Raw genomic sequence first — 22,016 nt, 5'->3', positions numbered from 1 at the left:
AACTTACATTATTATTCTTTATTTTTAAAAATAATAGCTACTAATATAAAAAGTTTATAAATGAAAACCTAAAAAATAACATATGCATACACTATTAAAAACCATATTAGTAGTATCTATGCTACTTATTGTAGTAGGCTTAGTAACAGACATAACAACACAAGCAAGCGGAGTACTAATAGCACCACACTCAACACTACACGTACTACCAGCAACATACTACACACTATACGGACCATACATACAAAACCTAAACTACTTATGGCAATACACAACAACACTACCAATGTACGAAGCACTACTAAACGGACAAGTACAAGTACTCAACAGCCTACCAACAACACAACTATCACAATCACAAATAGCAAGCCTCAAAAACAACCCAAACCTATACCTATACGATAGCCAAACATTCAGCTTCATATTCCTACAATTCAACTTCAAATACTACCCAGAAAACAACACATACTTCAGATGGGCAATATCAGACATATTAAACCCATCATCAGTAGAATCACAAATACTAGAAGGAGGACTACTAGGAGCAACAATACCATTCTACATAAACCCATCAGTATACCCATCATACATAAACTCAACAACACTAACAGAGCTATCCAACATCTATAACGCCCACGAATCATACAACATACAAAGAGCAAAAACATACTTACAAGACGCAGGACTAGTATACAACCCAAGCCTAGGAGAATGGACATACTCAAACGGAACACCACTCAAAATAACAATATACATACAAGAAGGATTCTACAACTGCCCAGCATGGGAATCAATAATAGAAGCAGGAGCACAACAAGTAGGACTACAAAACAACATACAATTCATACCATACGCAGCGTCACAACTAGAAACAATATTACAAGAACAAACTTACGACATAATAAACTACGGATGGGAAGGAATCACTTTTATTGTTCCAGAGTATTACTTTATATTCGGTCCAGGAGCACCCTATAATTCTTTTAATGATTTTGTTAATTCTACAATTAATGCTCAACTAACTCAAGCATATACTGCGGACCCAACATTTTCACAAGTAGTAAACAACTTCCAAAATGCTTTAGTAGAATTACAGTACACTGAACCATACGTAATATTAGGATGGAATACGTGTCCAGAACCAGTATACACTAACAACTATTATGGATACGTAAGCTCATTAGGAGACGGAATAACTAACTTCCAAGACGTTCACGAAGGATTCACATCTAACGGAACTCTAAACTACGTAATAGGAACATATGACTTCGCACCACCAAACTTCAACATATATTTCGAGAATTTCTACTCTTCAGAACTAATATGGGAAGTCTATTGGTATCCTTCTACACTAACTTCGTTACCATCTAATCCTACTTTATTTAACACTCCTTATATTGCTAATTATACTGTAATTCATATTCCAAATGCTACTGTAAATGGTCATCTGATAATTAATGGAACTGAAATAGTATACAATTTTGTACACAATGCTACTTGGCTAAATGGAATGCCAGTAACAGCATTAGACTACAACTTCACAATATGGTACTTAGATATGGGAGGATTCTCTAGCAACCCATACAACCCATCACAAGACACAGTATTCATAGGAGACTACTGCGGAGAACCAGTATACATAAACTACACGGCAGAAGCATCAGACCCATCACCAATATGGTTCGATGCTATGCCTAATTTAGTTACTACAATAGTTCCTTCTAATAATCCATACCAAATACAAATATACTTCAACACAACAAGCTACTTTACATTATGCGATACTGATGAAGTTGTTTTGCCGCCTTACTTGTTTGTTAATATTAATCCTTTAGAGTTAGCTCCTGTTGATGGTCAGTATACTTATCATATTACTGAGTTGGGTGAAGTGCCTGGTGGGTTCCCGTTCTATCCTTATTCTTATAATGCTAGTACTGGTATTACTTTAAGGACTTATGCTGGGTATTTCCAGTTTAATCCTTTAGCTAATTTGATTAATGTTTCTGCTGGTAGTAGTTATACTTTGACTGTTAATATGACTCAGATTGTTTCTGCTCCTTACTTGTATAATGGTAAGCCTACTGGTCCTTATGAGGTTCCTATAAGTAATGCTTCTGGTGTTATTGAGATTATGCCTTATGGTAGTAGTAAGGTTATTGAGACTATTCCTTTAACTCATGTGAGTGGTAGTATTTATCAAGCTACAATATCGACTTCTGGGTTGTCTCCTAATACTCCTTATACTATATTTGTTAATGCTACTTATTCAGCTCCTATAACTATTAATGGTTCTGCTTTATCGACTGGAGGAACGCATACTATGATGACTACAAGGTACTTCTATAGGTGGTACTCAATATATCCTTACTCACCTACTGTTATCCCAGTGAAAGTTATTAATGCTACTCAACCTTTAAAGGAAGTGTCATTCCCGTCTGCTCCTGCTCCAGTAACTACTAACGTGACTAAGGTTGTTCCACCCAGTGCAGTAGTTCCTAGCAATGCTTCTACTCTAGATATTTCAATGATCGCAATAACTGTAATTTTAAGTTTAATAGGAGTAGTAGTAGTATTGAAATTTAAATAAAAGTTAATTTTTTCTCTTTTTATAATTTCTTAATTATAAGAATTATTTATTTGATCTAGATCACTTTTATGATATGCTTTAGTTTTATATATTTCGACTTTTTTTAGTAAAAAATGTTAAAAGTTAGAATATTTTTCTAGATTAAGCGTTTTTAGTTTTTAAAAAGTTTTTTTCTTACTCCTTTTTAATCTATTTATTTTTTATTGTATTTATTCAAAATATTTAAAAGATGTTCGTATAATTATCATTTATGAGTAATAATAAAAAAGTCTTTATAAGAGAATCTTCAGGTTTAGTTAGGCAAATGAGTTCCAGGCACGCATTTGCTAAAGTTTTAGCTTTGATAGTCCCAATTTCAGCATATTATACTTTAGTATATTCTCCAGCTTTACCTGGTGCAGATTAGACTTTAGGAATAGTGATTTCGGCAATTATTGCATTACCAGTTTTTATGACGTATCTAAAGCAATGTCTTTTGATAGGTTATTGCCAGAAAAATTAGCTTATGTTAATCCTAGATTAAAAACTCCTTTAATTGATCTATACTACAATAACTGTTAGTGAAGAGACAAAAGCTAAATTAGAAAAGCTAAAGAGATAAATAGAGAATGAAAAAGGAAGATCATTAAGTTGGGATGATTTTTTAAAGAATTACTTATAAAAAATAAGAGAATGGACAAAAATAAAGAAGATTTAAAAATTAGTGATGAGGAAGCAAAGATACTCTTACGCTTAACTAAAGAAGGTAGAAAATCTTGGAGGAGAAATGCTTAGATACTGACGCTCTAATTTTAGCGTATAACAAGAATATTGTAGATAAATTCAACGGGTGCTACATTTTTGTATTACCATGTTCGAATTTTTAAGAGGAATTGCTTATCTAGGAAAAAGTGTGGAAGATTATAAAAAAGATCTTGAATCAAATTTTAGAGTAGTTTGTATTGAGATAATAATTCGCTTAGGATAAGTTCAAAGATTTATGCGGAATTGAAGAAGAAAGGAGAATTAATAGAAGATCATGATTTAATTATAGGAAGTATATGTATATCTAATAATCTTATTTTAATAACCAATAATATAAGACATTTTAGAAAATTATGTAAGCATGGTTTAAGATTAATGAAATCAAACGAATTATTGTGAACTACGATAGAAGTTATTTTGTAGATAAAACAGAATGTTTTTACTTAGATGAAAAACTTGAAAATGTTTATTTTTTAATAGATAACTATATTATTTTAATTTATTTATTAATTCGAAATATTTCTTTACTGTGTCTTTTCCCTTAGTGGTTATGTTGGCAAAAGTTCTCGGTCCTGATAATGTAAATTGCTTTTTTATTATAATTAACCCTTCTTCTTCTAAAACTTGAAGATGCATTAGCAAGGAACTTTTTTGTATTTTAGTATATTCAAGTAATTCAGAAAATGACAATTTTTCGAAATTTGATAATGCGATTAATATACCTAGTCTAACGGAATTATTCAAGGCTTTATTATTAGAAAGGAATTCCAAAAGTTCTTTTACGTTATCCTTATTCTCTGCGTCTTTACTGTTCTCCATTATCTATCAACTCTAGGAACGATTTTATTGATGCGTAAGCCCATGATATAAGGAATATAAATACATATATAGGATCAAATTTGCTAAATGTAGTCATTGACATTACCGCATATATTGGATAAAATTGAAAACTAACAATAGCTAGTATATCATAATATTTTCCTTTAGTAATCCTATATTTGGAGAATAGGATTTTCCACATGCTATAGGTAATTCCAGCAGTAAAAAGGAGAATAAAAATGGCGCTGTACCATTGATTAAATGTAAGTATAAATAATGATGATAGAACTACATAATATAATGCAATAAATATTCTTTGTCTTACTTTGTATTTATTACTATATCCATATCTAAGTAGATGCAATCGTATTATTTTTCCAAATAAATAAACAGAATATATAATGAATGGAGTAATTATTCCAATATCTGTTGCAATGAAAACAAGATTATTAGAAGTAAATAAGCTCTCAACATAATCAATTAAATTAAGTAATAAAAAATAAATTACCCAAACGGCATAATAGATTCCAAGAGTTTTTCTCATTTTTTTCGATATTATTAAGTCTCCAAGCTTATTTCCTTCTTCAATGACCTTTTTATAATCCTCCATTATAGTACACCATACAATCTATTAATATTCCCTAAGGTAAGTAATTTAATGCCAGATCCATTATCTTTCACAATTGAAATTTTCTTATCATCTAGATCTAACGTTAAGATGGCATTAGGAGCTTCACCTTCAACAATTGTAGAATTTAGAAAATCTTCAGTTATTATAGGACCATATACTTTTCCGTTCAGAATTATATAGAGAGGCCAAGAATTAAATTGTTTCAATAAATCTAGTTCATGAGTAGTAATGAATCCATCTTTTACGTTTTCTTTCAAGAATCTTGCTATTATTAATCTTTTTGATGGATCTACATTCTCAAATGGTTCATCAATTAGCAAATTCTTACTTGGAGAAGATAAAGCTAGTACTGTTCTAACTATTACGCTTTGACCTGCAGATAATTTAAAAATCTTCTTATTTATAACTTCGTCATAAATTCTTAGCTCTTTTAATAAATCTCGAAAGACATCTAATTCAAGGTCTTTTATTTCTGAATATATTTCTGCTATATCTTTTACTTCTCTTCCTATTGTATAGACTTCTGGAATATTTGTAGAAAGATTCAAGTAATTTTTAATTTTCTTTACTCCTTGTCCATCAACTAAGATCTTTCCTCTATAAGGTATAAGTCCGCATGTTGCTTTAATTAATGTAGTTTTTCCTGAACCATTTGGTCCAATAACTATTGAATGCTGATTAATGTGTAAATTTAATTCTTTAAAGATCGTTACATCTGAAAATTTTATTGTGAGATCATTATAATTTATCATGAATATTCTATTGCTCTACTACATTATAAATAAGGTGTATAGTTCAATTTTTGAACTTTCTCGGTCCTATTTAAATATCTATTCTTTATCTTAATATATGAGAAAAACTTTATCGTACATTATAAAATCGATATTGAAAAATCCTAATCTTATAGGTTGGGGAGTTTTATTTATACTCTTTTGGGGAGTTATAGGAGCATATGTTAGTACACCCGGGGAAATGAATACTTTACCCGAAAGTTTATCTATTGTGAAGTCATCAGTATACACTGATATAGTTTCTGCCTGGTATGCTGTTCTGATGATACTTTTCTTGAGTGCTATAGGTGTAAGTTTGACATTTCTAGTTTATTTTCAGAGTGGTGCCCTTCCCTATCTATTCAAATATAGTAAATTAACTCCTAGTAAATATTTGATGTCAATGTTCTCAGGTGGTACGATTGCAGGAATAGTTCTCTCCTTAATACTGACTTATGCAATTTCCGGCATGTTCTCTACCAATGGTGTAGGCTACACTGTGATGCCGACTAAACCTTATGTGGTTTTCCCTGTAGTCATTTTATCGTTTCTTTTCTTGATCTCGCTTTCATTCTTTCTGGTCTTAATTTCAATGAAATTTGGAGGAGTAAAGTACCAACAATTAGTAAACTATATTCCTTTAATTCTAGGATTTATATTTTATTCGTTGTACAATTTTGCTTCGTCTTATCCTGAGTGGGTTACGTATGCATCGCCATATCTAAATATTATATCTCTACTGTTTTACGGTTATTCTGGTAATAAACCTCCAGTTACTGGCGCATCTGGAATTAATGCACCTACAGTATCAGTGGAATGGTCTGCATTATTTCTAACCTTATGGACAATAGGATTATTTTTGATTGATACAGTGCTTCTGAGGAAGATAAATTATGAACCAATAGAAGAGGCAAAAATAATGTAAACATGAGTTATATTCTCAAAAAAAACTTTTTTCTTAAATAAGGTAGATTTGCAATACTTAGTAATAAATTGGCTAATATGTATATTTTTTAGATAAGTGTACTTATTGAGAACTTTTAGCTATTATATGCTTTAGATATCAAATTATAAGTATATAATTATATTAATAGCATTTTTATAATTTTTTAACTTATATTCGGGAGTATTTTAGAAATTATTGGATCTATAATTTCGTAGGTTCCTCTTTCTTTTCTAACTATATATCCATCATTTAATAAACTTTTTAATCCTTCATTTATGCTAGATTTACTTAGATTTATTCCTCTTAAGTTTCCTTTTCCTCCTTTTTTAGCAAGAAACTTTAAAATTTCTTTAGCATTCTTACCTAGTTTTTTGTATTCATTATCTATTATGCTTTTAATTACTGGATCTTGATATATCTCGTTTAGAACTGTATTTACGCATTGTAAATCGACTTTATTACAGGTTAAGCTCTTTAATCCAAAATAATTTAACCATGCCGGTATTCCGTCTAATTCTTTTACAGCTTCAATTATTGCTTCTTCTTCATATTCTTTTCCTTCATCTTTAAATCCTTCTTTCAAAAATTTAGCAGAAATTTCTTGATTAAATTGCTTTACGTAAAGTGGAAAGAAAAATTGAAAAAATGGTTCTTCTTTTTCGGAGTACATCCTTTCTAATAATCCTACTGACGATCCAGAGATCACATATTCTACTCTTTTGTGAAATTGCCACTTTGCTTCTTATCAAATGAAGTATGCCAGAATAATTTTGAGATGCTAATCTTAAATATTGAAATTCATCTATAAATATGGTAAAATCTAAATTAAATTTCTCACCAAGAACTTCAGGCAAATCAAGGATTTGTGGTACTACTTCTTTTAAGTTTTCCTTTTTATTTAGGAGCATTTCTATCTCTACTAAAGGTAAATCAAAACGGATCTTAACGTAACCTATTAACTCTCTTAACTTGTTTATTAATTCTTCTCCTTTAATTTTGGTAATTAAAGATAATTTTCTTTTAGTGTCTATTTTATTTATTAATTCTATAAGTATTTGTGATGAATATAAGGATAAAAATGATTCTAGATTAAAGCTTTTACCTTCTACGAAATCTTCTGTAGAAATATATATCTTAGGAGAATTAATTCGCTTAAATGTTTTTAAAATAATTGAGGTTTTTTCCTATTCTTCTAACTCCAATAATTAAAGTTGGTTGTTTTCTATTTATTAATTGTTCTAAATTTCTGATTTCTTCATCTCGATCAAAAGGTTCGTCTGTTGGCTTTCCAAAAATAAATTTCATGGGTACCCGTGAATCATGGGTACCCATACTATTAAAATTTAGTTCTAATAAAAGATCTCCTTCATAGATTTTGTAATATAAGAGTAATCAAAACAATTTAGAAAACATTCAGTTAGTGTGTGTACTATCCGAATACTTTACGTTAATTTTACAAAAGGTTCTGATTGAGAGAAAAACTTCAATTTTGAAATACCCCACACACTAACATTTAGCTTCTTTTTTCCTGTGCTAAATATTCGTGTTAACTATTTTTATTCCATATGATAATAGAAACGGCTTAATGTGATCATTTATAATATGTTTTATAAATTCTTGTCTTGTCTTCTTTGCTGAAAATAATCCTTTCTTTACATCAAGATTATCTATAAATCTAAGATCTCTTTGACTGAAGATTATATCGAAATTTCCTGATAAAGATTTATCGAAAGTATCAATTTCGTATGAGACTTGGCGAATTGATATATTATATTTTAGTATTCCTCTCGTAATATCTTCAGAATCATGATCAAAAATGAAAATAGCTTGAAATTTTGTTAAATCTGGGTTTTCTGCTTCTGAATATAATTTGAATGATTTACTAGATTTATCAAATACTCTAGTGATACATATATGTCCAGTTATGCCAGAAAATATGTATGGATTTGATAGCATGTTTACTATATCTTTATCCATTTTTTCTGTAGAGATTTCATATATTTCCATTTATCCTCTACCTAATGATATTCCTTTTACTTCAGATTTTTTGAAAAATACTCTACCAAATCCTTTACTTTCTTTTTCCAATAAAATTATGGAATAGTTTAATATTCCATCTTTATAAGAACTACCAGGATTGACTATTTTTGTATTCCCTATTTTGTCAGTAGCAGAAGATTCATGAATATGCCCGTGTAAACCTAATAATGGATTATATTCTTCTATTATTTTTCTTACGGTTTGTGAACCTACGTGAACTCTTTTGTTATTAATTTCAGCTAAATCTAGTTTTGTATTGAATGGTGGTGCATGAAAATTAAATATTGCATATTCTGGATTTTCAACTTTTTTCAACTTATCCTTTATCTTATTATATAATGTAGTATCAGGTAATTCTCTGTAAGTGTTCCAAGGAGTAGGATTAACGTAACCACAACTGACTAAAAGATAATCGTTGCCAATTTCTAAAATTTTATCTTCTGATATATCAATTCCATGTTCTTTAAGATAATCATCTAATTCCAAAGGATCATCGTTACCTAAATTCCAGATTACTTTTACGTCTGAATTACGAGTTTTTTCTTCGTAAATTTTTATCCAATCATCCGCTTGTCCTTTTACAAAATCCAAGATCTTTTCTTTCCTAAAATTTTGATTTTTTATAAATTCATCTATCTCGTCCTTTGACTCAAAGAAGAGAGGAGCTATTCCTTTAGTCTTATAATTTTCTTCTAATTCATTTAATGATACTTCTTTATCATCAGTAAGCAGTATATTCCCTTTTTTAAGAATTAGAATGAAATCTTTAGAGAATATGTCTCCTCCAAATATAAGATAATTTGTAGAAAACATTTTAGAAGCATTCAAAGCCTTCTTGAATACCACTTCAGAACCATGAATATCAGAAACGAAAAGAATTTTTGTTTGAAGTCCCATAAAATCAAAACAAAAAATGTCTATATAATCTTTTTTTATTAAATAAGATAAGAACATTTAAGTATGAATAAATATGTTTATTTATACTTGTACTTTAATATATTTTTTGGAATAGTAATTAAATATGATAACATAAATCATCAGATTTATACTTTTTTTACGATAAATAGTAAATATACCTCGTTTTTCAGGTCCAATTCTTCAATTATACTATTTTATTTCAAAATTAAAGAATATTTTCCTAATAGATATATCTATAATAGTTGATATTTTAGTAGATAAAAGATATTTTTAAAATAAATCGACTTTTGTAAAAAAGTAAAAGTGTCATATCGAATCAATAATCATATAAAACTTCCCATTAAAAGTAGAGGAATATATGCTCACTAAATTATAGAACACTTGATATATTTGCTAAGTTATGCACATTATATGATTATTCAAAGAGTTCAATTTATGAACTTTCTTTTTCATTTTTAACTTTCTTTCCTCATTTTTTGTTATGATAAATTCTACTCAATTAACAGACATTTATTTAGCTGTATTTGCAGTAATAATTTTTCTTAGTTCACTAAGGAGTATTAGAGGAAGAAAATATAAGCTAGGCAAATTATTTTTAAGACCAATCTTATATTTATTACTTGGTGCTTTTTTAGCTTTTTCTGATTTATTTCTTTTTCCTATTTATATCTTCTTATTGTTTCTTATTTTTTCTATAATTTTTGGAGTACTTATTGGATTGAAATTAGGGAAAGCCACAGTATTCTATAAAAATTCGGAATTATATTATAAAAGAAGTTTAGTAACTTATATCATTTGGTTAATCCTATTCTTAGGGAGAATTTCTATAGAAATTTTAGGTTCAGTAAATGATCTAGAATTGGTAATCCTTGATTCAATGCTTATGCTTTCTGCTGGTCTCTTGATTGGAGAATCATACCAAGTAATTACTTTTGTAAGAAAAATGAAAAAATATGAAATTTAAGGATTCTCAAATTTTTTACAAGAAGATTCAATTATAAAGATATTTTATATTGAAAATCAATAATTAAAACTACGTATTGGCGACTTAAAGTTTTATGAAATAATTTTTCTTATTTACAATAGGTATAAATATGATCCAAGGGTATTTCAACCAAAAACTATATCACAATGAAATTTATAATCAGAAAATTGAACATTTTAAAAATCTATTTCTTTCTCTATTTGCCTTAATACATCCCTTGCTGTTATTATATCTTTTATTTTACCATTATCTGTTTTAACTAAAAATTTTAGTTTATTTCTTACCATTAAGTTTAATAAATCTATAGGATCTTCGTCTCCTTTTATAGTTACTATAGTCTTGTATGCAATTTTTTCTAGATCAATGTCATTATAATCTAATTTTTTTAGATAATCTTTAGTTATGAAACCTAAGGGTTTTTTAAATTTATCCACTAAAATTAATATTTCATTTTCTTTCATCTTTTCTATAATATCTTGAATAGAAGAATTTGGGTATATTAAGTATGAGTTTATAGATTTTTTTGAAACCATAATCTATTCTCTACATTATCATTTAAATATCTTTCTCCTAATAACGATTAACAATTGATCATTTATTAAACAGATTCGATAAGCTATTAATTATAAATTAACTATACATCTTCCCTAATAAAATAAAAAGCGTTTATAAAAAGTTTCGAAAGTAATGTAATCAATACTTCATAATAACGAAAAATTTTTTAGCAATAATTTGAAACTATATTTTTATATCAGTAAAAGAAGATCAACAGCATAGATTTAAACTAATTAGCTCAGCATGAGATGATATAATTCGTGTATCCTTGATTTCAAGAGAAAAGTTTTTTAGGGTAACCCAAATATCTATTTATGGGAATAGATCCTAATTATAGGACAAATAGACCAGTAGTCAAACAAGAAAATGGTGTAAAAGTATATGGTCCAATAGATCCGCCAAAAATACTCGGAATTCACGGTACTATTGTTGGAGTAGATTTTGACTTATGCATTGCTGATGGTTCATGCATAACAGCTTGTCCTGTCGATGTATTTCATTGGACTGATACTCCAGGACATCCAGCATCAGAGAAAAAGGCTGATCCAGTTAATGAACAAGCTTGTATATTCTGTATGGCCTGCGTTAACGTATGTCCAGTAGCAGCAATAGACGTAAAACCACCATGATAAAAGAGAAATGAGAAAAAGAAAAAATGTTTTAATCTGGTGGAATTTCTTTGAATGCTAAGTCAATTTCTACTCCTTTTCTTTTATTATATGCTCTTGCTGCATAATATATTATGAATCCTGAAGCGTACATCCCGACTAATGACAAGATAGTAGGTATGTTTATTGGTAATATTATTGGATTTCCCCAGGTAATATACGTAGCAAATACTAAAAATGCAAACGTGGGTACTCCTACTAAAGTAACTAATGGTATTCCTAGTATTTTCTTTTTGATTATCATTGTAGTTTCATAAACGTCTTTCCTTATATAAGGCATTAGTGCTGCTGATATAGCAAATATGGCATAACTTATTTCGAAGGCTACAGTTACGTCAACTAAAGATAATACTGGCAAGTAAGCATAAAGAACTACTCCTATACCAGAAAGCGCCATAATAAGTAGGATAGCTTTGATAGGCGCATTTAGTCTACTGTCAACATCTGCCATCCAGGAAGGCATTATTCTATCAAATGACCAAGAGAATAAGTATCTAGATAATCCAAGAACTAAAGGTGGTCCGCTGTAGTAGTTTGGTAACCATATTGCTATGAACATTAATATGTATATTATTGGATTTCCTAAAACAAGGAGCGCGTAAAAAGGCGTAAAAGTTCCTAATGAAGATAAAGAATTAACAACTGGATCTGAGTATCCATTGCAGTAAATGTACGAGTACGATGTTAGAAATTTCTCTCCGAACGCCATTATATTTACTTGTGTATATAAAATGTAATATACTGCAATCATTATTACTCCAACTATTATTGAAAGAAATACGTTAAATCTTACTTTTTTCATTTCTCCTGCCCAAGATGCTGGTAAATTATACCATGTGTAATAATACCAAATTGCTGGAATAGCCAATAAAGCACCATAAAATGGTCCTACAAATGTTAATCCGTTTGATGATGCATTTGAAATTACTTCTGTGTAAGCATCTTTGATTCCAGTAAAAGAAGCTAGTGAAGAAGAGAAGGAAGAAGGATTTATCATTAATAATGCAGCAAACATTACTATAGTAGTAATTACACTAATTGCTCCTGCTATTGCTATGAATTTCCAATGAAATCTTACGGGTATAGCTATTAAGCTAGTTATTATAGTACCTACTATTATTCCCCACAGAATTCTTCCTAATTTTAATCCAAAAAATCCTCCTATACTTAAAAACAAGGAATTATGATAATATATTCCTAGACCAGTAAATAAATATCCTAACCAAGAAGCTCCCAGATAGGAATAATATCCTTGAGATAATACGAAAGCTATAAAGAGAGCCCAATAGTTTGCAAATCCTAATGCAGGATGGGTTGCCCTACTGTTAAATACGTAATCTCCTCCAGATCTAGGCATGGAGGCTCCGGCTAAATAAAATAGGAATGCCATTCCTAACGTAGGAACTAAAGTCATAGTATAAGCTAATGGCCAATTAGCACCTGGACCTAACCATAACCATTCTAAAATTAATATTGGTACTCCTCCCGTAACCAGAGCCCACGTAGCTAATAGTGATGGCCAAGGGCTTACATCTCTAACTAGTCCTGAAGATTGCCTTAAGAATACGTTTGGAGCTAGTTTTTTAGAAGCCATTTGGAAAAATAGTAAATGAACAGTTTAAAAACATAACTGATTCTTTAACTTAAATAGTATTTAATCTCTTGAAAATTACGTTTAATTGTATCTAGAATTTAACCTATTTTAAGTTATAACCTTTGTTTTAATTTAAATATATAAACAGTATTCATTAAAACTCGTTTCTTTTCTTTATATAATTTTTCATTACAGTTAATTTAACCATAAACTTTAACGTGTATTTAGAAAAAGGTATTATCTATTATTTATAGTTGATTATCTAAATTTACTGATAAACTCATATAAAAGTTGTAATAACAAAAATATCAGATACTAATATTTTAACAGATCTTATATGCTAATCTATAATTTAATCTACTTTAGGAAAAATTTCTTAATTATCCTGTAATAAATTGATGTGTTTTTACCTTATCTCCTTCTAGGACAATATAAACTCCATGGAATATACCAGAAGAGTATTCGCTACCTGGATTTATTACTAGCGTACCTGCTACTTTATCAAATGCTTTAGATTCGTGAATGTGTCCATGAATACCTAGTGCAGGCTTGTATTCTTCGATAATTTTCCTTACACTTTTTGATCCTACATGAGTCATAACAATATCTCCTCCTTTGACTACTGGTTTTAAGTCTTTATCAAGTAAAGGAGCGTTATCTAAATTACTTTCGTATGGAGGTGCATGAGTGTTTAAAATTACTTTAGAAGGATCCTTAACTTTATTCATAACAGTTTTTAATTCTTTGTAAATTTCTTCTTCGCCTTTTTCTCTATAGGTATTCCAAGGAGTAGGATTTACATAACCATATGAAACCATTTCAAAATTGCCTATTGGTATTATGAAGTCTTCAGTACGTTTAAATAATGCATCTTCAGTAACTACATCGAACATATACATAGGATCGTCATTCCCTAGGTTGAAGTATAAAGGGACTGTTCCGTAAGGGCTTTTGTAATCCTTATATTTTTCTTCTGCTATCTGTATCCATTCTTTCAATCGTTCTTGAATTGCAGTTTTGAATGCTTCATCGACTTTCTTTTTGTCATTACTTAGTTCATCATAACCTTTCTTGTCAGTAATAATATAGTAATTTCCTGAAGCTCTTATATTTTGTATCACTTCATTTAATCCCTCTTTCCCTACTTCCATTCCTTCTACTTCATATCTACCACCTAAATCAATTATAGGAATTAGAGATTTACCAGCTAAATCTCCTCCTATTATTAATATATCTGCCTTATACATTTTACCTGCATTCAAAAATTTCCTAAAAGCTATGTCTGATGCGTGCAAATCACTAGTGAATAAAATTCTTAATTGACTTTTATTGTCTACGCCATCAGGAGTTTTTCTTCTAAATAATCCCATACTATTTTCACATATACCTAGCTAATATAAATATAATTTAAGAATAAACGGAAGATTGTATAAATTCGTTTAATTTGAAACGCTTAAAAAGTAAATATATGATATCATTAAAATATAATTATAAATAAGGCTTATGCTAAAATGATATTTATATTAAAAATAAAGATGTACTTCAATGTTTTTATATTAGCTAAAAATAATCTAATGAAGACTGCTAGAATTAAAAACAGAAAATAAGGAAAGTCTAGATTCCTTTTTTCGTAAATTTGAAACTTTTTAGATAATACTGCTAACGAAACTGCACACTATTCCCATAGTGATTTCCTCTTTTCTATGTAATAGAAATGGATATTCTTAATACTATAAAAAGAGTTCAAGGACTCTACACTATGAAGTATTTCTAACTCGAATCTCTTACGAATTCTTCTAGTTAGAGTAAATTGTAGTAATTACCGACTCTTACTATAATAAAATAGAAATTATCCATATAATTATACTAAAGTAAAATACAAATTTTTGAAAATATAGTATGAGAAAAGCAATATCTAGTGTATTATGTTATTTTTTCCAGAATTTTTTCTAAGTTTTTTTCTGCCTTATTTGTATCTATTGCAATTTCAAAATTTTCTCTGAGAAATTTATTTAGTTCTCTTATTGTTTTTATCGCATTTTCTTTACACTGTTCTGTTAATCCTAATCCTAGATCTAATGAATAAGGCTTGCATAAAATGAATATAATTTTACCAGAAAATTTTCTAATTTTAAATATTGTTAGTATATCATCTAATGTTATTCCATGCGAGCTTCCAAGTGACATTGTTAACACTGTTTGTACTAATTCATCGGAGTCTAATGCATTTTCGTTTATTTCAAGCATTTGAACATCTTTTTCTATATCTCCTGCATCTATGAAGATTATAAAATCGTATTCTAGCATTTTATCAATTATTTGTAATCCTCCTGTACCGAAATCTATAATGTCAACTCCATTAATGCATCCTTGTAATGCTTGTGCAACATAACTTCCACATCCATCATCTTTAGAAAATATGTTTCCTATTCCTGCTATTAATATTCTCATAATTTTTAACTAGTAGTTATCGCATTTAAATTTTATATTCAAATTTATCTTTATTTAACTAAGTTATATATTGTATTTAACTATTATTATGATAGAGAAAAGTATTGTTTATAAATTAATTTTTACTGTTAGAATGGATGTATATTATTCATTTAGCTTATTAATGATTTTTCTAATATTATCAGTCATGTCTTTCTCATCTATTACTTTTATTGCGTATCCTGCATGTACTAGTATATAATCTCCTTCTTTAGCTTCAACTAGTCCTAATTCTATATCTCTTTTTATTCCGTTAAAATCTACTAGAGCAGTATTTTTTTCTATTTTAATAATTTTTCCTATTAATGCCATATCATAAGGATCGTATTCACTCATTATTAGCTAGCACCTTTGCCATTTCTGTTTCGTATTTTATCATTTCATCATATTCTTCTTTAGATATTTTTTGTATTATCATGCCATAACTTATTACTACATAGTCTCCAGGATTTAAGTCATCTACCATATTATTTATTACTGGCTCTATTGTATTATTTCCATAGTCTACGAATACTATTAAGTCTTGTATATCAACTACCTTTGCAGGAAAGCTTAAGCACATCAATATCCTATTTTTTGTTTAATATTATAAGCTTTTCTAAAGTAGGGTAATAAATTAATCATAAAGAATAAAGTTAAAAACTATAAGAAGTAATTTTAATTGTGTTAAATCCGTTAGATTTGGAAGTTATAGATTTAGAAGTTTATGTGGAAGGAGGTAAGGTAATAAATGCTAAATCTTCTGGAAATAAATTAAGAAATTATGAAAAAATGTTTTTGAACAAAGATGCTAGGAGTCTTTATAATATAATACCTAGAGTATTAGCTACTTGTGCACAATCTCACGTTTATGCTTACGCTAATGCAGTTAGTTCAACTAATCTTGAAGCATCAAAATATATGGTAATGCTGGAAATTATAGAAAGTCATTTAAGACATCCTTATGTTTATTGGTTTCCTTACTTAGGTGGTGTAGAGTATCAATTTCCGTCTGGACAAAAATTTGCAAGAATTTCAAAATTATCAAGAGAAATAAAGGGATTAATGGAAAAGATTGGAGGAAAATGGCCATCAATTGACTATTTGTCTAATAAAAAAATTTCAATAAGGAAAGATGAGATATTAAGTATAATTTCTGGATTTGAAAAAGAAGTTATAGGAATGGATTTGGATAGTTTTCTAAATTTGACTGAAATTAGTGAGTTGAAAGGTGATCTAAAGTTATTGAAAGATGTACCTTTAAGACGAGCTGGGATAGATAATTATTTAGTGATAGGCTTTCCTTTTTTAGGCAATTTTAACCTAGAATATTTATCAGATTTTGGAACTTATGTGCTGTATAATGGAACTTATGTTGAAGTAGGCCCATTAGCTCAAGCCTTAACTTTCGATAAAATGGTTAAGAATTTACATAATAAATATGGCCCTTCTCCTCTATTGAGAGAACTAAGTAGAATTAGAGTAATAGCATATCTTTTGAAAATGTTTTCTGACTTAGATTATTATTCAGATGAATTTAAAGTAAATAAAGGTACAGGAATCGGTATTGTTGAATCAATAAGGGGTTCATTAATTCATAAGGTTTCTATTGACGAAGATTATAAAGTTAGTAATTATAGCATAATACAACCTACTACTTTTAATGCTTCTCCCGGTGGAGCTTTAGAGAAGGCTGTAGAAGGTATTCCAATAGATCCTAAAAATCCTTGGGAATTGTCTTTAGCTGTTAGTTCTTTAGATTCTTGTTTTGTAACTGAGGTAAAGGTTTATGAAAAGGATAAAATGATTCTTAAGAAAAGGATAGGAGGTTTTTGTTAATTTTTTGAATCGTTTTGTTATGTTAAGTTTAATGTCCTCTAGCCATTTTTTCGGCTATTCTTTGTGCAACAGTTTTTATTCCTTCAAATGTTATAACTATATCTTCATTTTTAATTTCTATTAATCCTTCATTTTTAAGTTTTTCTATCTCCTTAACGTCAAAATCTGTAATTTTTATTTTATTACCATATGAAAGATCTATATATATCCTTTGAAGCGTATCAAGTAGACCATATAGTTCTGAGAGTCTTTTTATTCCCTCCTCTGTAATATATAGGAATCCGTTTTCTTCTTTAATGTAACCTTTTGACATGAGTTTTTGCACATCTATTTCTTTTATTTTTATTTCATCAATTTTCTTAGGAGAAATTTGTATTTCTTCTAAAGCAATCAATTCACTAAGCAATATTCTCCTTGTTTATTTCTTTTTTTCACTTTTTTATATCTTTCGTCTAAATAGTAATAATCCCTTTACTAATTTTCTCTTTCAATAGAGTTTTCTGCTATTAGTGGTTAATTAACTGATTTTATAGCATAGATTTTTAAAGTTTTAATACCATTTTTTCTTTATTATCAAAGAAATGAACATTACATACCATGCAAGCATCATGCGAACGTACTATGTGTGCTACTTCTATTGGATTATCTATGTTTTCTACTTCTGTGCCTACTAACGCTAAACTCATGTGGCTTAAATTACCATAAGGATCTTCTGGTCCCATATTTATTTGTGTTGGTGTTATTATTTGATAATTTTGTATTTTTCCATCTTTGATAACTATCCAATGTCCTAATGAACCTCTTGATGCTTCTATTAAACCATAACCTTGAGAATCTTTTACTTCATCAGGTTTTTTATAAGTTGGTTCTCCAAATTTATATTTTTCTAATTGTTCCTCTATTATCTTATTTATTAATACTATTCTTATAAATCTGGCAATTTCTCTTAATAATACATTAGTACCTAAATGCTTTAGTAAATCTAAAATTAGATCATTTCCTCCTACTGCTAACATTGACAGTGCTCCTACTTCTGGGGCTATTAATTTGTCTTTCAATTTATATCTAAATGCTTTAGTAAAAGTATACTTATCTTTACTAATTGGTGGTATGGGATTTGTTTCTCCTTGAAATGGATGTAATCCAATATCTCCGGAAGAATAAGTGTAGTATGATTTAGATACAAATTCCAGAAAATTTTCTTGATTAAGTTGCAATGTTTCGAAATTGTTAAGATTTAAAATTCCGCTTTTGAACATTAATTCTGGATTTTCTTGATTGTATTTTTCGTCTAATGGGACATGCCCAAAAGACATTAGATAATCTGATCCTTTTCCTAACTTATCCCATTTCATTTCTTTTCCATAAATCCAAATTTTACATATATCTCCATTTGGATAGTCTTCACACCATTGATTCAGATCCTTCATACTCTTTACGGAAAGGAATTGTTCTGTTGGTCCTCCAATCATTACTTTTTCTACTAGTTCAGAGGAAATTTCCTTTATTATAGCTTTAGCTTTCATTATATCGTCAGGATATGGTTCTGCTGTAACTCCTCCAGGAACCATTGAAGATCCATGTGGCCATTGTCCACCAAATATAGCGTATATTTCTGTATATTTTTTTGACCACTTTACTGCTTCTTTGTACGATGATCCATAGAATGGAGCCCATCTTAACACCATGTCCTTGTAAAATGGGAAGCTTTCGTATTTTTTATTTACACTATCAATTAAGAACATTAAGTACGTATGCCTTACATCATTCTGTCCCATTTCTGCTAATGACATTATATTTCTAATGAGTACACCATTTGGTGGCACTTCAGCCTTGTAAGCCATATCTAAAGCTCTTACAGTAGAATACAAATGTGATCCTCCACATATTCCACATACTCTAGGAGTTATTACCAAAGAATCCATTGGAGATTTATTTTTTAATATTATTTCTATTCCTCTAAATAATCTTGACATTGGATATGCTTTAACTACTTTATTTCCTTTCAATTCTACTTTTAAATCTAGATCTCCCTCAACCCTATTTAATGGGCTTATAATTTTTTCATTCAATCCAATCACCTCTCTTTTTAATTAATGGCTTTGTTAGGAATTGGGGTGCTGATCCTCTTGCTATTGCTGAAAATGTTATGTAACTACCTCTACTCATACCTATAGGTAAATTTTTAGGTAATCCTGATCTGTTTTTTTCTGTTTTAAAGAAGTTAAATGTTGGAAAATCGAACTCAGTGCATCCCATACATGGAGTTCCTACTCTAGTTTTACTGCTTTGATTATTCCATAAAATATTATTGCATGGACTTCTGGTCATTGGGCCTCTACAGCCTAATTCGAAGTATAAACATCCTTCTCTATGTCCTAATTCGTTAGATGCAATTTTATATGTAAAATACGGTTGGCGCGGACATCCAAATTGTGTTGTAGTGGAATAGAATATTTTTGGCCTATTGTATTCGTCTAGAAGATCTTCTGTTAGTTTTCCTTCTACTATCATTGATATTGTAGTTAAAATCCACGTAGGATGTGCAGGACATCCAGAAATGTTTATAACAGGAAATCCTGATTTACTTCTGAATTTTTGACCTAAAAATCCTCCTTTCTCTTTTTTATGAAATTGTAATCCAGTAGATTGTGTAGGATTTGGATCTGAAGCAGGGATTCCTCCAAATGATGCACAATCACCTACTGCTATAATGTAATTAGCTAAAGGTGATATCTCAGAAATCCAGTCTTTCATAGGTTTGCCTGCAAATAAATTAAATGTTCCGGTATTATTTGGACCACGTATTATAGTACCTTCAAAAACTAATATATCTAGAGTAATTTTGCCATTTCTTATATCATTCAAAATTTTTTCTATATTATTTTCTAAAGATAATGATGGGTGCCACAATAATTTTATCTTATGTTGCTCAAAAAATAATAGTAAATCTGGATCAGAAGCATTAAGTAATGATAATGAGTTTCCTCCGCATGCTCCTCCTTGTAACCAAAGTAATGTTCTCATATAATATATTATCTCATTAAAAGATTTTTAATTTTAATTTATAAATGTATTATCTTAGGTTATCAATAAAGTTAAAAAGCGATAAAAATAAATAGAACATATTTTGTGGAAAAATCTTATATATACGATTACAAAAAATTGTTATACATGATAAGTATGGGAATAGATAATGATGAAGATTATATTGAAGGAGTTAATAAGATAAAAGAAATTGTAGCATACTTGAATTCTAGTGGAGTTCTAGATAGTTTATTAGATTTTGTGAAAGATGACAAAAAAATGATGTCAATAATAAAATCAAAGAGCTTTAGAGCAATTATAGAAATGCTAGGTGATTTAAAAGAGATGATAGATAATGGTGAAGTAAGTTCTGATGATTTTATTCGTGGAACATTAGCTATAGCAAAACATTTGGATAAAATAGGTAAAATTCTTTCAGTATTAGATAGTCATGGAGTTCTAGATGTTATGACTTCAGGTTTGTCAAAAGCTGCAGAAGCAATGGTAAAAGATGGTAATGAATCTAACATTGTAGAATTATTAGCCTCTTTTGATGATCCTGATGTTAAAAAAACTTTAGCTTACTTGAGATTTATGCTAAAGGAATTAGGTAAGGCTACGGAGCCAATAATAGACGAGAGAAATAACAATAAAGATGAGTAGAATATCTTATGCAAAGAAATCTTTTTCATTATTTTAAATTAAGGTAGTAAGTTGTAAAATCATAAGCATTGCATTTTTGACTGCTTTACCTTGAGTAGTAATATTATAATATACTGTTACAGGCCTTTCATTTTTAACATTTCGTGAAATTAAATTGGCTTCCTCCATTTCTTTTAATCTTATAGACAAGGCTCTTTGAGTCATTCCATCTATTTTCTTTAGTATTTCGTTAAATCTTAAAGCTCCATACTTATCTAATAATACTAAAACAGAAAAAGTATATTTTCTGGTCAATAATTGAAATATTCTTGGATTATAACTCATGCAAAGTTCTTGATCTTCTTTTAGAACGCAATCCACAATTTATATAGTATTAAGTCTTTATAAAATTATGTAACCTAATAATGATATCAATATATAATATTACTGTAGTTATTAATAAACATTTAAAATCTCTTATTATAAGAAATGAATATTCTTTACAATTTTTATCATGTTAGAGTCATCCTTAATTTTTTGGAATATTTATAGGGAATTTATAATTACTAATTAGAGATACCTATAAACTATTCATTTAACTTGCGTATATTTTAAAAATTATTTAACTCATAAATTATGATTGCGCACACAATAAATTATTAAATATTCCTCAGACGTTAGATAACTCAAGTTAATTGAGCCAAAATATAAAATCTGATTATCTTGTAATTGTAAAATCAATGATATTACTAGTAATTAGTATTAGCATTTGAATACTTTAC

The 22,016-nt window shown here is 28.9% G+C and carries 23 protein-coding genes; 7 read left to right on the top strand and 16 right to left on the bottom strand.

Going from position 1 to position 22,016, the window contains the following annotated elements; genetic code table 11:
• Nucleotides 1–82 precede the first annotated feature (82 nt).
• Both B6F84_RS04520 and B6F84_RS13825 read left to right on the top strand, forming a co-directional pair.
• Nucleotides 83–2,587 (top strand): ABC transporter substrate-binding protein, encoded by a 2,505-nt coding sequence (locus tag B6F84_RS04520; RefSeq protein WP_148691131.1) that lies wholly within the window; start codon nt 83–85, stop codon nt 2,585–2,587.
• Between the two features lie 250 nt (nt 2,588–2,837).
• Nucleotides 2,838–2,993 carry a hypothetical protein gene (locus B6F84_RS13825; RefSeq protein WP_187152749.1) on the top strand — a complete coding sequence of 52 codons (156 nt, stop codon included), beginning with the start codon at nt 2,838–2,840 and terminating at the stop codon, nt 2,991–2,993.
• A gap of 827 nt (nt 2,994–3,820) precedes the next feature.
• Here B6F84_RS13825 and B6F84_RS04510 read toward each other — a convergent pair.
• The 3 genes from B6F84_RS04510 to B6F84_RS04500 are packed head-to-tail and all read right to left on the bottom strand — an operon-like array spanning nt 3,821 to nt 5,533.
• On the bottom strand, nt 3,821–4,150 hold the full coding sequence (locus B6F84_RS04510; protein WP_148691130.1) for a transcriptional regulator: 330 nt from the start codon (nt 4,148–4,150) through the stop codon (nt 3,821–3,823).
• Nucleotides 4,137–4,760 (bottom strand): hypothetical protein, encoded by a 624-nt coding sequence (locus B6F84_RS04505; RefSeq protein ID WP_148691129.1) that lies wholly within the window; start codon nt 4,758–4,760, stop codon nt 4,137–4,139. Before B6F84_RS04505 ends, B6F84_RS04510 begins: the two co-directional genes overlap by 14 nt.
• Entirely contained in the window at nt 4,760–5,533 is a 774-nt protein-coding gene (locus tag B6F84_RS04500; protein ID WP_148691128.1) for an ATP-binding cassette domain-containing protein, read from the bottom strand. Before B6F84_RS04500 ends, B6F84_RS04505 begins: the two co-directional genes overlap by 1 nt.
• A gap of 97 nt (nt 5,534–5,630) precedes the next feature.
• Here B6F84_RS04500 and B6F84_RS04495 point away from each other — a divergent pair, with 97 nt between their 5' ends.
• A complete protein-coding gene (locus tag B6F84_RS04495) occupies nt 5,631–6,476 on the top strand; it encodes a hypothetical protein (protein ID WP_148691127.1) in 846 nt (281 codons plus the stop codon).
• 184 nt (nt 6,477–6,660) lie between these two features.
• Here the strand turns inward: B6F84_RS04495 and B6F84_RS14055 are convergent, their stop codons facing one another.
• The 3 genes from B6F84_RS14055 to B6F84_RS04480 form a co-directional block, all read right to left on the bottom strand.
• Nucleotides 6,661–7,203: an ATP-binding protein gene (locus B6F84_RS14055; protein ID WP_236749065.1), complete on the bottom strand. Its 543-nt coding sequence runs from the start codon at nt 7,201–7,203 to the stop codon at nt 6,661–6,663.
• Nucleotides 7,204–8,030: 827 nt separating this feature from the next.
• A complete protein-coding gene (locus tag B6F84_RS04485) occupies nt 8,031–8,504 on the bottom strand; it encodes a hypothetical protein (protein ID WP_148691126.1) in 474 nt (157 codons plus the stop codon).
• On the bottom strand, nt 8,505–9,434 hold the full coding sequence (locus B6F84_RS04480; RefSeq protein WP_148691125.1) for a metallophosphoesterase family protein: 930 nt from the start codon (nt 9,432–9,434) through the stop codon (nt 8,505–8,507). It lies immediately after the preceding gene.
• Nucleotides 9,435–9,936: 502 nt separating this feature from the next.
• Here B6F84_RS04480 and B6F84_RS04475 point away from each other — a divergent pair.
• Complete coding sequence (locus tag B6F84_RS04475) at nt 9,937–10,419, top strand: CcdC protein domain-containing protein (protein ID WP_148691124.1); 483 nt, start codon at nt 9,937–9,939, stop codon at nt 10,417–10,419.
• 197 nt (nt 10,420–10,616) lie between these two features.
• Here B6F84_RS04475 and B6F84_RS04470 read toward each other — a convergent pair whose 3' ends face one another.
• Nucleotides 10,617–10,973 carry a CBS domain-containing protein gene (locus B6F84_RS04470; RefSeq protein ID WP_148691123.1) on the bottom strand — a complete coding sequence of 119 codons (357 nt, stop codon included), beginning with the start codon at nt 10,971–10,973 and terminating at the stop codon, nt 10,617–10,619.
• Nucleotides 10,974–11,309: 336 nt separating this feature from the next.
• On the opposite strand from B6F84_RS04470, the gene B6F84_RS04465 reads away from it, so the two are divergent.
• Entirely contained in the window at nt 11,310–11,624 is a 315-nt protein-coding gene (locus B6F84_RS04465) for a 4Fe-4S dicluster domain-containing protein (protein ID WP_148691122.1), read from the top strand.
• 31 nt (nt 11,625–11,655) lie between these two features.
• On the opposite strand, the gene B6F84_RS04460 is transcribed toward B6F84_RS04465, so the two are convergent.
• The 5 genes from B6F84_RS04460 to B6F84_RS04440 form a co-directional block, all read right to left on the bottom strand.
• A complete protein-coding gene (locus tag B6F84_RS04460; protein WP_148691121.1) occupies nt 11,656–13,257 on the bottom strand; it encodes an APC family permease in 1,602 nt (533 codons plus the stop codon).
• A 380-nt stretch (nt 13,258–13,637) separates the two neighbouring features.
• Nucleotides 13,638–14,627 carry a metallophosphoesterase family protein gene (locus B6F84_RS04455; protein ID WP_148691120.1) on the bottom strand — a complete coding sequence of 330 codons (990 nt, stop codon included), beginning with the start codon at nt 14,625–14,627 and terminating at the stop codon, nt 13,638–13,640.
• Between the two features lie 553 nt (nt 14,628–15,180).
• Nucleotides 15,181–15,708, bottom strand: a complete 528-nt coding sequence (locus B6F84_RS04450; RefSeq protein WP_148691119.1) for a hydrogenase maturation protease — start codon at nt 15,706–15,708, stop codon at nt 15,181–15,183.
• A gap of 144 nt (nt 15,709–15,852) precedes the next feature.
• The gene (locus tag B6F84_RS04445; RefSeq protein WP_148691118.1) at nt 15,853–16,083 is read right to left on the bottom strand and encodes a HypC/HybG/HupF family hydrogenase formation chaperone; all 231 of its coding nucleotides are present in this window, start codon (nt 16,081–16,083) and stop codon (nt 15,853–15,855) included.
• Nucleotides 16,076–16,309 (bottom strand): HypC/HybG/HupF family hydrogenase formation chaperone, encoded by a 234-nt coding sequence (locus B6F84_RS04440; RefSeq protein WP_148691117.1) that lies wholly within the window; start codon nt 16,307–16,309, stop codon nt 16,076–16,078. Before B6F84_RS04440 ends, B6F84_RS04445 begins: the two co-directional genes overlap by 8 nt.
• A 101-nt stretch (nt 16,310–16,410) precedes the next feature.
• Between B6F84_RS04440 and B6F84_RS04435 the strand changes: the two genes are divergently transcribed.
• Nucleotides 16,411–17,565: a nickel-dependent hydrogenase large subunit gene (locus tag B6F84_RS04435; protein ID WP_148691116.1), complete on the top strand. Its 1,155-nt coding sequence runs from the start codon at nt 16,411–16,413 to the stop codon at nt 17,563–17,565.
• Between the two features lie 28 nt (nt 17,566–17,593).
• On the opposite strand, the gene B6F84_RS04430 is transcribed toward B6F84_RS04435, so the two are convergent.
• The 3 genes from B6F84_RS04430 to B6F84_RS04420 form a co-directional block, all read right to left on the bottom strand.
• Entirely contained in the window at nt 17,594–17,971 is a 378-nt protein-coding gene (locus B6F84_RS04430; protein WP_148691115.1) for a hypothetical protein, read from the bottom strand.
• A gap of 136 nt (nt 17,972–18,107) precedes the next feature.
• The gene (locus tag B6F84_RS04425; protein ID WP_236749064.1) at nt 18,108–19,646 is read right to left on the bottom strand and encodes a nickel-dependent hydrogenase large subunit; all 1,539 of its coding nucleotides are present in this window, start codon (nt 19,644–19,646) and stop codon (nt 18,108–18,110) included.
• Nucleotides 19,630–20,592: an NADH-quinone oxidoreductase subunit B family protein gene (locus B6F84_RS04420; RefSeq protein WP_148691113.1), complete on the bottom strand. Its 963-nt coding sequence runs from the start codon at nt 20,590–20,592 to the stop codon at nt 19,630–19,632. The genes B6F84_RS04425 and B6F84_RS04420 overlap by 17 nt, the downstream gene beginning before the upstream one ends.
• A gap of 147 nt (nt 20,593–20,739) precedes the next feature.
• Between B6F84_RS04420 and B6F84_RS04415 the strand changes: the two genes are divergently transcribed.
• Nucleotides 20,740–21,255 carry a helical membrane plugin domain-containing protein gene (locus B6F84_RS04415; protein WP_148691112.1) on the top strand — a complete coding sequence of 172 codons (516 nt, stop codon included), beginning with the start codon at nt 20,740–20,742 and terminating at the stop codon, nt 21,253–21,255.
• A 33-nt stretch (nt 21,256–21,288) separates the two neighbouring features.
• On the opposite strand, the gene B6F84_RS04410 is transcribed toward B6F84_RS04415, so the two are convergent.
• Entirely contained in the window at nt 21,289–21,615 is a 327-nt protein-coding gene (locus B6F84_RS04410; protein ID WP_236749062.1) for a winged helix-turn-helix transcriptional regulator, read from the bottom strand.
• Nucleotides 21,616–22,016 lie beyond the last annotated feature (401 nt).

The organism is Acidianus manzaensis (genome assembly GCF_002116695.1).
GTDB classification, from domain to species: Archaea; Thermoproteota; Thermoprotei_A; order Sulfolobales; family Sulfolobaceae; genus Acidianus; species Acidianus manzaensis.
The sequence above is the reverse complement of the archived record's forward strand: the minus strand, read 5'-3'. Positions and strand labels throughout refer to the sequence as shown.